The organism is Owenweeksia hongkongensis DSM 17368 (assembly GCF_000236705.1).
Classification (GTDB): Bacteria; Bacteroidota; Bacteroidia; order Flavobacteriales; family Schleiferiaceae; genus Owenweeksia; species Owenweeksia hongkongensis.
This window is the reverse complement of sequence record NC_016599.1, coordinates 271,519-285,599: the sequence shown is the minus strand read 5'-3', so window position 1 is coordinate 285,599 and position 14,081 is coordinate 271,519. Positions and strand designations below refer to the sequence as shown.

At 40.8% G+C, this 14,081-nt stretch carries 15 protein-coding genes; 11 read left to right on the top strand and 4 right to left on the bottom strand.

What is annotated here, in order from left to right; genetic code table 11:
* The first annotated feature begins 28 nt into the window (after positions 1 to 28).
* Positions 29 to 628: a CatB-related O-acetyltransferase gene (locus OWEHO_RS01320; protein ID WP_014200648.1), complete on the top strand. Its 600-nt coding sequence runs from the start codon at positions 29 to 31 to the stop codon at positions 626 to 628.
* A gap of 18 nt (positions 629 to 646) precedes the next feature.
* On the opposite strand, the gene OWEHO_RS01315 is transcribed toward OWEHO_RS01320, so the two are convergent.
* Together OWEHO_RS01315 and OWEHO_RS01310 are read right to left on the bottom strand one after the other, a co-directional pair.
* Positions 647 to 1,600 (bottom strand): YeiH family protein, encoded by a 954-nt coding sequence (locus tag OWEHO_RS01315; protein WP_014200647.1) that lies wholly within the window; start codon positions 1,598 to 1,600, stop codon positions 647 to 649.
* Between the two features lie 78 nt (positions 1,601 to 1,678).
* Positions 1,679 to 2,569 carry a LysR substrate-binding domain-containing protein gene (locus OWEHO_RS01310; RefSeq protein WP_014200646.1) on the bottom strand — a complete coding sequence of 297 codons (891 nt, stop codon included), beginning with the start codon at positions 2,567 to 2,569 and terminating at the stop codon, positions 1,679 to 1,681.
* Positions 2,570 to 2,743: 174 nt separating this feature from the next.
* Between OWEHO_RS01310 and thrS the strand changes: the two genes are divergently transcribed.
* The 10 genes from thrS to OWEHO_RS01255 all read left to right on the top strand — a co-directional run bounded on the left by thrS (position 2,744) and on the right by OWEHO_RS01255 (position 12,445).
* Positions 2,744 to 4,681 (top strand): threonine--tRNA ligase, encoded by a 1,938-nt coding sequence (thrS, locus tag OWEHO_RS01305; RefSeq protein WP_014200645.1) that lies wholly within the window; start codon positions 2,744 to 2,746, stop codon positions 4,679 to 4,681.
* 88 nt (positions 4,682 to 4,769) lie between these two features.
* On the top strand, positions 4,770 to 5,264 hold the full coding sequence (gene infC, locus OWEHO_RS01300) for a translation initiation factor IF-3 (RefSeq protein WP_143764448.1): 495 nt from the start codon (positions 4,770 to 4,772) through the stop codon (positions 5,262 to 5,264).
* 118 nt (positions 5,265 to 5,382) lie between these two features.
* Positions 5,383 to 5,577, top strand: a complete 195-nt coding sequence (rpmI, locus tag OWEHO_RS01295) for a 50S ribosomal protein L35 (RefSeq protein ID WP_014200643.1) — start codon at positions 5,383 to 5,385, stop codon at positions 5,575 to 5,577.
* Positions 5,578 to 5,664: 87 nt separating this feature from the next.
* Positions 5,665 to 6,009, top strand: a complete 345-nt coding sequence (gene rplT, locus OWEHO_RS01290) for a 50S ribosomal protein L20 (protein ID WP_014200642.1) — start codon at positions 5,665 to 5,667, stop codon at positions 6,007 to 6,009.
* A gap of 115 nt (positions 6,010 to 6,124) precedes the next feature.
* Positions 6,125 to 7,362 (top strand): IS3 family transposase gene (locus OWEHO_RS01280; protein ID WP_407635930.1). Its coding sequence is split into 2 segments (ribosomal slippage): positions 6,125 to 6,497 and positions 6,497 to 7,362, totalling 1,239 coding nucleotides; the frame shifts between segments, so codons are not numbered across the junction.
* Between the two features lie 154 nt (positions 7,363 to 7,516).
* On the top strand, positions 7,517 to 8,638 hold the full coding sequence (locus OWEHO_RS01275) for a DEAD/DEAH box helicase (RefSeq protein WP_014200639.1): 1,122 nt from the start codon (positions 7,517 to 7,519) through the stop codon (positions 8,636 to 8,638).
* Positions 8,639 to 8,865: 227 nt separating this feature from the next.
* Complete coding sequence (locus OWEHO_RS17655) at positions 8,866 to 9,597, top strand: TRADD-N-associated membrane domain-containing protein (protein WP_014200638.1); 732 nt, start codon at positions 8,866 to 8,868, stop codon at positions 9,595 to 9,597.
* A 110-nt stretch (positions 9,598 to 9,707) separates the two neighbouring features.
* Entirely contained in the window at positions 9,708 to 10,034 is a 327-nt protein-coding gene (locus OWEHO_RS01265; RefSeq protein WP_014200636.1) for a hypothetical protein, read from the top strand.
* 5 nt (positions 10,035 to 10,039) lie between these two features.
* A complete protein-coding gene (locus OWEHO_RS01260; RefSeq protein WP_014200635.1) occupies positions 10,040 to 10,414 on the top strand; it encodes a hypothetical protein in 375 nt (124 codons plus the stop codon).
* 219 nt (positions 10,415 to 10,633) lie between these two features.
* Positions 10,634 to 12,445 carry an ABC transporter ATP-binding protein gene (locus OWEHO_RS01255; RefSeq protein ID WP_014200634.1) on the top strand — a complete coding sequence of 604 codons (1,812 nt, stop codon included), beginning with the start codon at positions 10,634 to 10,636 and terminating at the stop codon, positions 12,443 to 12,445.
* A 59-nt stretch (positions 12,446 to 12,504) separates the two neighbouring features.
* Here OWEHO_RS01255 and OWEHO_RS01250 read toward each other — a convergent pair whose 3' ends face one another.
* Together OWEHO_RS01250 and OWEHO_RS01245 are read right to left on the bottom strand one after the other, a co-directional pair.
* On the bottom strand, positions 12,505 to 13,491 hold the full coding sequence (locus tag OWEHO_RS01250; RefSeq protein ID WP_014200633.1) for an endo alpha-1,4 polygalactosaminidase: 987 nt from the start codon (positions 13,489 to 13,491) through the stop codon (positions 12,505 to 12,507).
* Positions 13,492 to 13,527: 36 nt separating this feature from the next.
* Positions 13,528 to 14,061 carry a TPM domain-containing protein gene (locus OWEHO_RS01245; protein WP_014200632.1) on the bottom strand — a complete coding sequence of 178 codons (534 nt, stop codon included), beginning with the start codon at positions 14,059 to 14,061 and terminating at the stop codon, positions 13,528 to 13,530.
* Between the last annotated feature and the right edge of the window lie 20 nt (positions 14,062 to 14,081).

Below are 14,081 nucleotides of genomic sequence, written 5' to 3'. Positions count from 1 at the left end.
TTTCTTTATTTTAACTCAAAACCAATTTATGGCCGCTCCCGATAAAGATCTAAGCTTTCCACTACCACATTATGATCGTCTGTGTTTTTTGAAAAATATCGTCAAAAACCCCAATATCATTGTGGGCGATTACACGTATTACGATGACTTTGAAGACGTTTACAACTTTAAAAAAAATGTAAAGTACCACTTCGATTTTGTTGGTGATAAGCTCATAATTGGCAAATTCTGCCAAATAGCCTCAGGAGTAACTTTCATAATGAATGGCGCCAACCACCTTCAGGATTCCGTGTCCACTTTTCCGTTTGCCATTTTTGGTGAAGACTGGAAAGATGCCATGGAAGGCAAAACATATCCTACGAAGGGCAACACACAAATTGGCAATGATGTATGGATTGGTTTTGAAGCCTCCATTATGCCAGGAGTTAAAATTGGTGATGGAGCAATCATTGGCAGCAAAAGCGTTGTAACCAAGGATGTGGAGCCTTATAGTATAGTTGGCGGCAATCCCGCAAAGCTTATCCGCAAACGTTTTTCTGAGGAAAAAATAGCCGAGTTATTGGAACTGAAATGGTGGGATTGGCCAGTGGAAAAAATTACCGCTAATCTTGATAAATTGACGAGTTAAGAAAAAGCAGGTCTTGATTTAAAGAATCACCCACAGTGCCGTTAAAGAAATAAACAACCATAGTGAAACCCCAACTAAAAGAGGTTTAAAACCAACACTTTTAACCGAATTGAAAGAAAGGCCGGCTCCAATAAGGAATAAAGTCAGCGTTAATCCAGCTTTTGAAATTGCCACTAAATAAGGGCTTATCACTTCCATACCAGGAACAAAAGTGTTTACCAGCATAGCCAATACAAAATAGCCAATGAAGTAAGGTATCTTCAATTTGCTTCCACCCTCTTTTCCGTGTACTAGTGCAAAAGCAATCGACACCGGAATAATCCACAATGCACGCGTCAATTTTACTGTAGTAGCTACCTCTAAAGCTTCAGCGCCATATTGCGCAGCCGCTCCTACTACCGAGCTGGTATCGTGTATTGCAATGGCTGCCCACATGCCAAATTGTTGCTGTGTCATGTCTAAATAATGACCGATAGACGGGAAAACTAGCAAAGCGATTGAATTTAGAATAAACACAATTCCAAGCGCAACAGATATCTGCTTTTCATCGGCCTTGATAACCGGAGCAATAGCAGCAATGGCGCTTCCGCCACAAATAGCGGTACCAGAGGCCACCAAGCGCGAAATCTGCAAATCGATTCTAAAAACTCGACCTAAAAGAAAACCTAGAAAAAGAGTAAGTGTAATAGATACAACCGTAAAGATTACTCCATCCTTTCCTGTCTCTAAGGCACTATTAATATTCATACCAAAACCTAAGCCCACTACTGAGATTTTAAGCAATAGCGAACTGACCTTGCTATTTACTTTTTGAATTGGGTTTCCAATAGTTTGAGCCACCACCAAACCGAGCAATAAAGCTATGGCAGGCGACATCCACGGTGTAAGACACAAGAAAACTAAAACGATAAAAACTAGCTTCTTCCAATTTAAAGGAGTGAAGTCATTTGTGATTTCTTTTAGAATACCCATTCCTATTTATTTTTCACGAGCAAAATTGCCTTATAGCATTAGGTCTCGCAAATCACATAAAATGATAAGCCATTACTTTTAGTTATAGTCTATCGAGATAAAATCTTTAAAAAGCTTTGCTAAAGGCCCAGAGTCTTCAGAGCGTTGTACTAGATAAAAGTTTCGTTCCACTTTAAAATTTGGAATATCAATCACATTTAGATCGCCCGCTTTTAATTCTTTTAATACGGTATGAATACTAAGGAAAGCACAACAATCAGAATGAAAAAGATATGACTTTATACTTTCCGTACTGCCGAGTTCCATCTCTACAACCAGCTCACTCAAAGGCATTCCGGCTTTTTGCAGGGCTGTACTCAAAATTTGTAAAGTCCCCGACCCTGATTCTCGTATAAGTAACTTTTCCAGTTTTAGCTCCTCTAAAGTCACCTCTCCTTTTCGAGACAGTCTATGTCCTCGTGGAGCCACCAACACAATTTCATCTTTCAGAAAAGGAGAGTAACTCAATCCGGTTTGCTGTGTTTCACCCTCTATCAAACCAAGATGAACCTTACTATTCAGCACTAAATGCTTCACTTCCCGCGTGTTTCCATTTACCATACTTATTTTCACTTCGGGAAATTTCGAGTGAAACTCAGCCAGTAACGGAGGTAACCAATATTGAGCAATAGTAGTACTTGCCGCCATATCAATCTGCCCTCTAGTAGCCTCCTGAAGTAAGTTCATATCAAACTCCAACTTTTGATATTGCCCCACTATAGCGCGCACATGCTTTAGCAAAACACGACCTGCCTGTGTAAGCTCTACCTTATATCCTTTTCGGTCAAATAACTTTTCAGAAAAATGCTCTTCCAGCAATTTCACATGCTTTGTTACAGCTGGTTGCGTAATGTGCAGTGCCTCCGCAGCTTTTGAAAAACTACCTTTTTGCACGATGGCATAAAATACCCTAAGTCTAAAATCAAACATATAAACAAAGGTAATACACCGTGTTATAAAATCACTTTGACAAACTCACAATCCTTTACATGGTCAAAAAAGGATTTTATTTCTAAATAAAACACATGAACAAATCACCAAAAAACCCACGGTCAGCCCAGCCTTTTTATATCTTTGCCCTCCTTAAAAAATTAGGCTAGGCTTATGATTAATATCACTTTGCCCGATGGCAGTGTAAAACAATTTGAAGATGGTGCATCAGCTTTTGATGTAGCCAATAGTATAAGCAGCGGATTGGCGCGCAATGTGTTATCCGCCACATTCAACGACAAAACGGTAGAGGTTATGGATCCTCTTCCTGGTGATGGAAACCTTACGCTTCATACGTGGGACAGCCAGGAAGGAAAAACGGCTTTTTGGCACTCTAGCGCTCACCTTTTGGCGCAAACTATTTTGCAGTTTTACCCTGATTCCAAGCTTACGATAGGACCAGCCATCGAAAATGGTTTTTACTACGATGTAGATTTTGGTGATAAATCAATCGGTGAAGGCGACTTTGCCAAGATTGAAAAAGCCATGTTGGAAAATGCTCGTCAAAAACATTCATTCAAGCTTCACCCAGTGAGCAAGGCGGATGCTTTGGCTATGTACACCGACAATCCTTATAAAACGGAATTGATTGAAAATCTAACAGATGGCGAAATCACTTTTTGTGATCACGCTGACTTTACGGATTTGTGTCGTGGTGGACATATTCCAAACACGGGATTTATCAAAGCCGTAAAGGTGATGAGCGTAGCTGGTGCTTACTGGCGCGGAGATGAAAACAATCCACAGCTTACTCGTGTTTATGGAATTTCATTTCCAAAAGCTGCCTTACTGAAAGAGTATTTGGAACTTTTGGAAGAAGCCAAAAAACGTGATCACCGTAAGTTAGGGAAAGAGTTAGGTCTATTTACTTTCTCGCAAAGAGTAGGTCAAGGTCTTCCACTTTGGTTGCCAAAGGGTGCAGCTTTACGCGAAAGATTGGAGCAGTTTCTAAAGAAAGCTCAGCGTGCTGCAGGATATGAGCCGGTAATTACTCCACATATTGGGAGTAAAGAATTATATGTTACAAGTGGTCATTATGCCAAATATGGTAAGGATAGCTTCCAGCCAATCTCTACACCAGTTGATGGTGAAGAGTATTTGCTAAAGCCCATGAACTGCCCGCATCACTGTGAGATTTATAAAAGTGAACCTCGCTCCTACCGCGATCTTCCAATTCGTTTTGCAGAATTTGGAACCGTATATCGCTATGAGCAAAGTGGTGAGCTTCATGGATTGACACGTGTTCGTGGCTTTACTCAGGATGATGCACACCTTTTCTGCACGCCTGACCAGCTGAAAGAAGAATTTAAAAAAGTTATAGACCTTGTTCTTTATATTTTCAAAACACTTGACTTTAAAGAATATAAAGCTCAGGTTTCATTAAGAGATAAAGAAGATCGCAGTAAGTACATCGGTAGCGATGAAAACTGGGAGAAAGCAGAAAGCGCAATTAAAGAGGCTGTAGCCGAAAAAGAATTGCCATTTGTGGTAGAATATGGCGAAGCGGCCTTTTATGGTCCTAAGCTTGACTTTATGGTAAAAGATGCTTTGGGTCGCCAGTGGCAGCTGGGAACTATTCAAGTAGATTACAACCTACCAGAAAGATTTGAGCTAGAGTATAAAGGCTCTGATAACGAGACCCACCGCCCAGTGATGATACACCGTGCACCATTTGGTAGCATGGAAAGATTTGTAGCTGTATTGCTTGAGCACTGCGGTGGAAATTTCCCTGTATGGCTTACGCCTGATCAGGTTGCTATTTTGCCAATTAGTGAGAAATATATGGACTACGCTCAAAAAGTTTCGTATCTCCTTAAAAATAACGACCTTCGCACGCTCATTGACGAGCGGGCAGAAAAAACGGGACGAAAAATTCGCGATGCTGAAGTATCAAAAATCCCGTATATGCTTATCGTTGGTGAGAAAGAAGCAGAAACAAATACTGTATCTGTGCGCAAACATGGCGAAGGTGATATCGGAACCATGAGCATCGAAGAGTTTGCCAATATGGTAAACAAAGAGGTGAGCGATCAGATAGAAAATTTTGAATAATAATAAGTTTCATTAAAAAGTAGTAACACTGGCTAAGAGATTTAACAACAACAGAAACAGGGGGCCGATAAAAAGAGAAGACGCTCACCTGATTAACGAGAAAATCCGTTTTCCACAAGTTCGTGTGGTTGGCGATAATCCTGATGATAATGGGGTTTTCCCGATTGAGAAAGCAAGAGCAATGGCAAAAGATGCCGAAATGGATTTGGTACTTATTGCTGACAAAGCCGACCCTCCGGTAGTAAAGATTGTAGACTATAAAAAGTTTCTTTACGACCAAAAAAAGAAGCAAAAGGAAATTGCCCAAAAAGCTCAAAAGACCGTTGTAAAGGAAATCAGGTTTGGCCCGAATACTGACGATCACGATTACGACTTCAAAAGGAAACATGCTGAAGGTTTCTTAAAAGAAGGTGCTAAGCTTAAGGCTTACGTTTTCTTTAAAGGACGTTCAATTGTTTTTAAAGATAAAGGTGAAATCTTATTGCTTCGCTTAGCTCAAGATCTTGAAGATCTTGGAAAAGTGGAGAGCATGCCCAAGCTGGAAGGTAAGCGCATGATAATGATGATTGCTCCTAAAAAGTAAAAAGTACATAGTACTAAGTATAAAGTACGAAGAATAGGAGCCATACTTGGTACTACCTACTTTGTACTAAATACTGCAAAGCAAAAAGTTGAAAACCCGAATATAAAAGCGAAAGAAGATGCCAAAAATGAAAACAAAAGCTAGTGCCAAGAAGCGTTTTAAGCTTACTGGTTCTGGAAAGATCAAGAGAAAGCACGCCTTTAAGAGTCACATTCTTACTAAGAAAACGACTAAGCAAAAGCGTAACCTTACCCAATCTGGATTAGTTGCCAAGGTGGATGAGGCTAGTATCAAAAAGCAACTTTGTATTTAACAAATTAGAGTTATTAATTAACCCTGTGTAAGTGCACCTAAGATTTCGATTAACCTCGGAACGCCTTGCACAAAAAAATTAAAAATTATGCCAAGATCGGTAAACTCAGTAGCCTCAAGGGCTCGTAGAAAAAAAGTGATGAAACAGGCCAAAGGTTACTTTGGTCGTAGAAAAAACGTGTGGACAGTAGCCAAGAATGCCGTTGAAAAAGGGCTTCAATACAGCTACCGTGACCGTAAAAACAAAAAGAGAAATTTCCGCTCTCTTTGGATTCAGCGTATCAATGCTGGAGCTAGAGAAGAAGGAATGTCTTACTCTGCTTTTATGGGTAAAGTTAAATCCAGTGGAATTGAACTAAACAGAAAAGTTCTTGCAGACCTTGCAATGAACCACCCTGAAGCGTTCAAAGCTGTTGTGAATAAAGTAAAATAAGTATTTAACTTTTTTGGTTTTCAACTTCTTAAAGAAGCCTCGACAGAAATGTCGGGGCTTTTTTACTTTTAAAACTGTCTCGTCCTGAAATAAGTTGACACAAATTGGACTTATTATGTCAAGAAATTCAGGATCAAGTAAAAGGCGCAGTCAGCGTGATTACAACATGGGCTTTAAACTGGCGGTGATCAGCCAGGTAGAAAAAGGCGAAATGACGTATAAACAAGCTCAGAAAGCCTATGGTATCCAAGGTAGAAGTACGGTTTTGGTTTGGCTCAGAAAACATGGTAGCTTAGACTGGAGCAAACCTTACCTACACTCCATGAGCAATCCCAGACGAAAAGAAACCCCGGCCCAAACCATCAAACGCTTAGAGCGCGAGCTATCTGATGAACGTTTGAAGAATGAAATCCTTAACATAACGATTGATATGGCGGATAAAGAGCATGGAATTTCTATCCGAAAAAAGGTATTACCCAAACAATCTGGCGCATCCGGCAACAAAAGCAAGTAAGCCTTACCCACAGTTGTCGTTTGTTTGGGATTAGCCGTCAGGCCATCTATCAGGCTCGTGCAAGAGCTTTAAATCGAGCTGATGAATTAGCACAACTCAAGCCTATGGTACTGGCCATTAGGATGCGTATGCCCCGGCTGGGCACACGAAAACTCTACTATTTGCTTCAGTCGGATCTGAAGAAAATGGGAATCAAAATAGGTAGGGATGCTTTCTTTGACTACTTGCGATCAGAACACCTGCTGATCCGGCCAAAGAAAACCTACACCAAAACCACCAATAGCAAACACTGGTTGCACAAGCATCCCAACCTACTTAAGGAGCATAAGGTAACCCGTCCGGAAGAGGTTCTTGTCAGTGATATTACCTACGTAAAAACCAGGGAACGCACCCATTACCTTTCTTTGGTAACCGATGCCTGTAGCCGAAAAATCATGGGGTACCACCTAAGCGAAGACATGGCCGCAGAGCAGGTGGTCAAAGCTTTGAAAATGGCTATGAAACATAGGCGTAGTCAAGCTCCGATGATCCATCACTCAGATCGAGGACTTCAATATTGCGCAGCCGTTTACCAAAATGAACTTCAAAAACATCAGGTCACCCCTTCCATGACGGATGGATATGACTGCTACCAGAATGCCTTGGCTGAAAGAGTTAATGGAATCCTCAAAAATGAGTTCCTGATAGAAACCTGCAACACAGCTAGCGAGCTACAGTTGCTGATAAAACAGTCCATTGAAACCTACAACAACTTGCGTCCACACCTAAGTCTCAACTATAAAACACCTAACTTTATACATGAAAAAACCCTAGAAGCTATAGCTTCTAGGGTTCATTAAAAATCTATTTAAAAACCGTCAACCTATTTTAGGACGTGTCAAACCTTCCCGCACTCCTCCACCTCATTTCCTATTCCAACCAAACACGTAAGTATAATTACAACCCTCCTTCAAAGTTTGGCGTACCTTCGGCCCACTTTTAATAGCATCTGTTTTGAAAAATTTTAAAGAACTTGGTATTGGCGCTGACTTTGTAAAAGGCCTTGCTGAACTAAATATTATTGAACCTTCTGAAATTCAAAAGAAGGCCATACCCCTATTGATGTCGGGAGCTACAGATCTTGTGGCACGAGCACAAACGGGAACCGGAAAGACAGCTGCTTACGGTCTGCCCTTGTTGGCACAAATAAATCCAAAGCGCAATGCCGTTCAAGGTTTAATTCTATGTCCCACGCGTGAACTGGCAAAACAGGTGGCCAAGCAGTTATTCAAGTTTACTAAGTATACCGATAAAATTTTTGCCGAAGCCGTTTATGGTGGTGAGCACATTGACCGCCAGATTTCTGCCCTACAACGCCCTACTCATATTCTGGTAGCTACACCCGGCCGATTGATTGATTTGGTGAAAAAGAAGGCCGTAAACCTTAGCGAAGTAAAAACTGTGGTACTGGATGAAGCAGACGAAATGCTGAGCATGGGCTTTAAAGCCGAACTGGATGAAATCCTGAGTTTTCTTCCTGCCGCCAAAAACAAATGGCTTTTTTCAGCTACCCTTCCGCAAGGTATACAGGAAATCATTTCCAAACACCTTTCTGAAGATGCTGCGCGCCTTAAAGCCAGTGGAGACGATATCGTAAACAAAAATATTTCGCACCGCTACGTGATGTGTGAAGACTCTGAGAAACTGCCTGCTCTTTTGCAGTTCTTAAAGTCAGAAGGGCAAAACCGAGGAGTGATTTTTTGCAAAACAAAAGCTGCCGCTAAACTGCTTTCTAAGCAATTGATAGCAAAAAACATAGCCACAGATGCCATACATGGTGATTTACTCCAAAAAGAGAGAGATAAAGTGATGCGCTCCTTTAAGAATGAAACCCTACGCATACTTATTGCCACAGACCTTGCAGCAAGAGGAATTGACATATCTGACCTCACCTTTGTAGCACATTACCAATTGCCCGAAAGTGATGAATACTATACCCACCGCAGTGGGCGAACTGCTCGTGCCGGCAAAGAAGGTGTTTCTATGTGTTTTGTAACCCCCACCGAAGTGCAGACGCTACGCAACTACGAACGCAACCTGGACATTAAGTTTTCTAAAGTGAAAAGGGTGGGCTAAGACATTACAACATTTAGATAAAATGTTCTAATAAAGTACACAGACCGCCTCTAAGAAATTCGGGGCGGTTTCATTTCTTCACCTTTCCCCATTCCAATTTCTTATATATTTACGCTAGCCTGACCGCTGTGTATCAAACCTTAGTGGATATTGGGCTTTAAACGAAAATTATATAGTGGATATAACGGGAATTCCCGTTAGCCGCTAGTTAGGCGCAATCTGAAAAAATGAACTTACTAACCGACATAATCCAAGGATTAATAAAAGGACTGACCTCTTCTAATTCGAAGTTGAAATTGACCGTGAAACTGGCAATTTTTTTGACAATGATTGCAATAGTTGTAACTGTGGTCTCCAAAATTGATAAATCTAATGAACAATTATTTGAAATAATAGCGGGTGCAGTTGGAGCTATTGCTGCACTTATCGGGTTGGGTGTTAAAGTTTACGAGGACACGAAAGACAGAGAAAAGCGAGAGGAGAAAATTGAAAATCTAGAAAAGGAGGTAAAAGAAAAACCAACCGAAACGAAAACGGCTTGGGAATTAGCTAGATTAAAACTTGAAAGTTACCTGAACCGAAACCTCCAACAAGTTTCCTCAATTTTTTATTTGTCTGTTACTGTTATGATTGTGGGTTTTGGCCTCATTATTTTCGGAGTTTATCAGGTTTTTACGGACCCTGAACTTATGAATCCGTCTATCCTAGCAACTTGTTCAGGAATAGTCGTAAACTTTATTGGAGGAACATTCTTGTTGATTTATCGGTCGACTATGAAACAAGCAAAAAACTATGTGGACGTATTAGAAAGAATTAATGCCGTAGGTATGTCAATTCAAATTTTAGAAAATATAAGCTCTGAAAAAGGAGATTTGAAGGACGAAACAACGGCTCAAATTTCAAAGGAGTTGCTAAAAATATACAGTGAAATGAAAATTAACAAGAAAGAAAGCGCCTAACAAAATGTATAGTGCATACCCTTCGGGATACGCACCATACATAGACCGTTGGCGGTACTTTAAAAACGAAAAATTCGCAACATTAACAATTAATTCAAATTCAATGACCTATGAAAAAATTAATTCTACTTTCAGTCTTAATCCTAAATGCCTGCACAGGTGAATCAGATTTAGATGATTTTGTTGGCAAATGGAAACCTGTTAACCCCTTGAATAAATATGAAGAGGTGGAAATTGAAAAGGCGGACGATAATGAACTAAGAATGATTCTTCACAACCAAAGAAACAACCTAAATTTCATTATGATTCCTGAAGACGACCACAAAATTAAAAGTAAAGAAGCTATGTTCGGAAGTCATATAATCTGGAAATATGACGAAGAAAAAGGCCTTCTAATAGACTACAACCTTAATCAAGAGTATCAACCAATAAAATAACAACTATGACATTTGTGTATTTAATATTTGCAATCATTATTGGAGTATTAATCTATCTATTTACCAAAGGTTTCTCAAACTCCAAATACACAGCTAACGAAAACGAATTCAGTCAAGCTGGTGTTACCGTGAATTTTAATGAACAGACATTATCTTTCAAGAATAAGAAGTTCAATGTAAATCAAGTAACTAGACTTAGAATGAATCATTTTGAATCGGGCAGAAGAGGTAATAGTAAAGCTATGAATGTAATTATTGAATTAGATGATTTTGACTGTCCCTCTCATAAAATCATGTTTCTATCAAGCGGACAAGGTCAAAAATTTATGCAGAGGTTTTCTACGGCACTCAGAAAAGCAGGTGGACCAAGTTTCGCTTAAAAATTAAAGAAAAAAACTACCGCCAACAACACATATAGCTTATGGCGGGTGAACGGCAGCCAGCAAGGTTTTCGCTTCGTAGCCAGCTTTGGTTTCAGCGGACAGGAAAGTGCTCCGAAACCGCCACAAGCCATATGCAAAACGTTCCTATCACCTCCCCCTATCTCCCAATAACAAACCCCACTCCCGCTTTCCGAAATAAAAATTGACCTTTACCCAATGGCAAAGGAAAAAGTAAAACTCAAGGATCGCGTTAGTGCTTTCCGTAACCTTCCCCGTTTTTTCAAAATGATATGGCACACCAGTCCGGGTATGACGCTGGGGAATGTGGTATTGCGTATTGTAAAAGCGGCCATTCCGGTAATTATGCTTTGGGTGGGCAAGCTCATCATTGATGAAATCGTTTTTCAAATAGCGCAGGAAAACAAGGATTTTCACAATATCTGGATTTACCTAGCCATGGAGCTGGGGCTTGCACTTTTTAGCGACATCATCAATAGAGGCATCACTTTGCTGGATAGCTTGCTTGGCGATCTTTTTAGTAATGAAACTTCTGTAAAGCTCATTCACCATGCTGCCACTTTAGACTTATATCAATTTGAGGATAGCAAGTTTTACGACAAGCTGGAGCGTGCCCGCAGGCAAACCAATAGCCGCACAGCACTTATGAGCCAAACGCTCACCCAGCTTCAGGATATTATCACCATCATCTTTTTTGCGGTGGGGCTTATTGCTTTTAAGCCACTGCTAATTGTCATTCTGTTTATTGCTATCATTCCTTCCTTTTTGGGCGAAACCACTTTTAGCGAGCGCAGCTATAGCCTCACCCGCAGCTGGACACCTCAACGCAGAGAGCTTGATTACCTAAGGTATATTGGCGCTAGTGATGAAACGGCCAAGGAGATTAAGATTTTTGGTCTTCAGGATTTTATCTCACAGCGATTTAAAAAACTGACTGAGGAATATTATAAGGCCAATAAAAAGCTGGCCACCAGCAGGGCATTTTGGGGTAGCTTGCTTACCGCTGTCGGTACTGTGGCCTACTATGGCGCCTATGTTTATATTGTGATTGACACTGTAAATGGTGACATTTCTTTAGGTAAACTCACCTTCTTGGCGGGGTCATTTTTACAAATGCGAAATATGCTGCAAAGTATCATGAATCGCTTTAGCCAGATTGCTGAAAGTGCTCTTTACCTGCAAGACCTTTTTGATTTCTTTGAGCTTCGTCCGCAAATCATACCAAAAAGTAGTAATCCCAAAATCCCGGATCCTATTCTTCAAGGTTTCACTTTTGAAAACGTAAGTTTTAAATATCCAGGCAGCGAACGCTACTCTCTAAAACATCTCAACTTTCATTTGAAGGCTGGTGAAAAGTTAGCATTGGTTGGTGAAAATGGTGCAGGAAAAACCACTCTGGTAAAACTTCTGTCTCGCCTTTATGAACCTACCGAAGGGCGAATTCTTCTGGATGGTGTAGACCTTTCAGAATATGACATTGTAGACTTACGCAAAAACGTGAGCATCATATTTCAGGATTTCGTGAAGTTTCAGCTTAAAGCTGATGAAAACATTGCCATTGGAAATATCAACCAGTTGCAAAAACAGGATCTGATTGAGGATAGTGCTGATAAAAGTCTGGCCAACACCGTAATTGACAAACTCCCGGAGCGCTACCAGCAGTTTCTCGGCAAACGCTTTGAAGGTGGTGTAGAGCTGAGTGGTGGCGAGTGGCAAAAAATAGCTTTGGCCCGTGCCTACATGGGCGAAGCACAACTCATGATTTTGGATGAACCCACCAGCGCCCTGGATGCCCGAGCTGAAAATGAAGTTTTTATCCGCTTTTCAGAACTTATTGCTGGACGAACAGCTGTCCTCATAAGCCACCGCTTTAGCACCGTGCGTATGGCCGATCGCATTCTATTTTTAGAAAACGGTGAGCTATTGGAGCTTGGCAGCCATGATCAACTTCTGGAGAAAGATGGTAAATATGCGGCTTTGTTTAAGTTACAGGCCAAGGGATATGAATAGATTTCTGGATCGCTTGAATGTAGAACAAGGCCTGAGCGCGTAGTACGATAAGTATCTCCTTACTCCTCAAAATACTCATACGCATCAATGATGTCCAGGTAAACACCACTAAAGCCTGAGCTTACAATTTTATTAAGGTATGAATCTGAATTGCTGTAAATAATGCCTTGCCAATCTGAGTGCCAGTATTGCACTTTGTAATTCCCCGCCCAGTTCGGGTTTTCTTCCAACAGCCATTCGGGCTTTTCTGTTTCCCACTCGGTACCCCAATAGTAGCGGTAGTCTTCTGCTTCGCCAATGCTCATATAGGCCAGCACCAGCCTGCTTCCGCCATTAGCTTTGGTTTTAAGGCTTTGTACATCTCCTGAAGATAAAAGCTCATCTTCATAAAAAGCATCTACTATAACCACATCATAATTGGTATTGGCCACCGCTTGTAAAAAATCATCTTTCCCTGAATAGTTGGATGGATTGATGATGTACAAGAAATTTTTGGCAGCAGCCAAGGAGCTGATATCTTCACTATTCTCCTGAAAAGGTTTGATAGGATATGTGGGAATTTCATCCAACTCACGTGATGGAGCAGCAAAACCTACATAGCCAAGATTGCTGTTGGTTTGGTATGAATCATCCACACCAGCCTGCGAGTACACATAGTCTGTTACCAAGATTGTTTTCCCGGCATCTTCATACAAATTCAGGAAATTGCTCAACTCACGATTTTGGGCTGCGCTGTTTAACACATTGTCTTTGGAGTAGCCATAATTCAAGTCTTCACGTCCAATACCATCAATGCTATTCATGTAATCCACATCAACAGATGTGGCGCAATCACTGCAGTAACTTCGCAAAGCCACGGCCTGGCCATTTTGAGGAACCACTATAAAACTGGGTCGGGCAGCTCTCGCTTCCTGAGCAATATTTTTTACCAAAGTTCGCATATCATCACGATACACATACTCTGTTTGGGTTACCGAATCGGGTGGATCACAAGCCGCAAAAAGAAGGGGAATACCTAATAAGGCAAAGTATAAAGTACTTTTCATGGTGTGGATATTAACACAGACTGTGCCACTACCAATCTATTTTTCAGAAGGATGGCTTACTTCTCCAAGCAATGAAACTGCCTTCTCCATTCCTCCAGAGTAATCGCCTACACTGAGGTGAGGAATAATGCTTCGTATCACATTATCGCAAACGGAATCATTATAAACCTGCTCTACACCTTGACCGGTTGCTATACCAATTTGGCTTACACCTTCGCTCATCAAAATAATAAGCCCATTGTTTTTAGATCCGTCACCCACATCCCATTGATTACCAATTTTGGCGGCAAACAGAGTTGCATCTTCATCAGAAGGAATCGTGTCCATAGTAACCACCACAATGCGATTTCCAGTGCTTTCTTCAAAGTTTTCAATTGCAGTACTTAAATCAATTTCGTCCTCATCGCTAATGATTCCTTCAAAATCGTTTACCACCCCCATTTGCTTGGGAATTGGAACACCAGTCTCCTCCGCTTTTTCCGTAGAAACAGCGGTGTCGCCTGTGTTAGAATTACAAGCTGATAGTACAATTGCGGCAATGGTAAGCGATAAGAAGGCTCTCTTCATCATAAATAATAAATACTTTTTTG

Coding starts and splice junctions, on each gene's coding strand:
- thrS (WP_014200645.1), top strand. CDS start 2,744: ATGATTAATATCACTTTGCCCGATGGCAGTGTAAAACAATTTGAAGAT.
- OWEHO_RS01320 (WP_014200648.1), top strand. CDS start 29: ATGGCCGCTCCCGATAAAGATCTAAGCTTTCCACTACCACATTATGAT.
- OWEHO_RS01315 (WP_014200647.1), bottom strand. CDS start 1,600: ATGGGTATTCTAAAAGAAATCACAAATGACTTCACTCCTTTAAATTGG.
- rpmI (WP_014200643.1), top strand. CDS start 5,383: ATGCCAAAAATGAAAACAAAAGCTAGTGCCAAGAAGCGTTTTAAGCTT.
- OWEHO_RS01265 (WP_014200636.1), top strand. CDS start 9,708: ATGAAAAAATTAATTCTACTTTCAGTCTTAATCCTAAATGCCTGCACA.
- OWEHO_RS17655 (WP_014200638.1), top strand. CDS start 8,866: ATGAACTTACTAACCGACATAATCCAAGGATTAATAAAAGGACTGACC.
- OWEHO_RS01255 (WP_014200634.1), top strand. CDS start 10,634: ATGGCAAAGGAAAAAGTAAAACTCAAGGATCGCGTTAGTGCTTTCCGT.
- OWEHO_RS01250 (WP_014200633.1), bottom strand. CDS start 13,491: ATGAAAAGTACTTTATACTTTGCCTTATTAGGTATTCCCCTTCTTTTT.
- OWEHO_RS01245 (WP_014200632.1), bottom strand. CDS start 14,061: ATGATGAAGAGAGCCTTCTTATCGCTTACCATTGCCGCAATTGTACTA.
- OWEHO_RS01310 (WP_014200646.1), bottom strand. CDS start 2,569: ATGTTTGATTTTAGACTTAGGGTATTTTATGCCATCGTGCAAAAAGGT.
- rplT (WP_014200642.1), top strand. CDS start 5,665: ATGCCAAGATCGGTAAACTCAGTAGCCTCAAGGGCTCGTAGAAAAAAA.
- OWEHO_RS01260 (WP_014200635.1), top strand. CDS start 10,040: ATGACATTTGTGTATTTAATATTTGCAATCATTATTGGAGTATTAATC.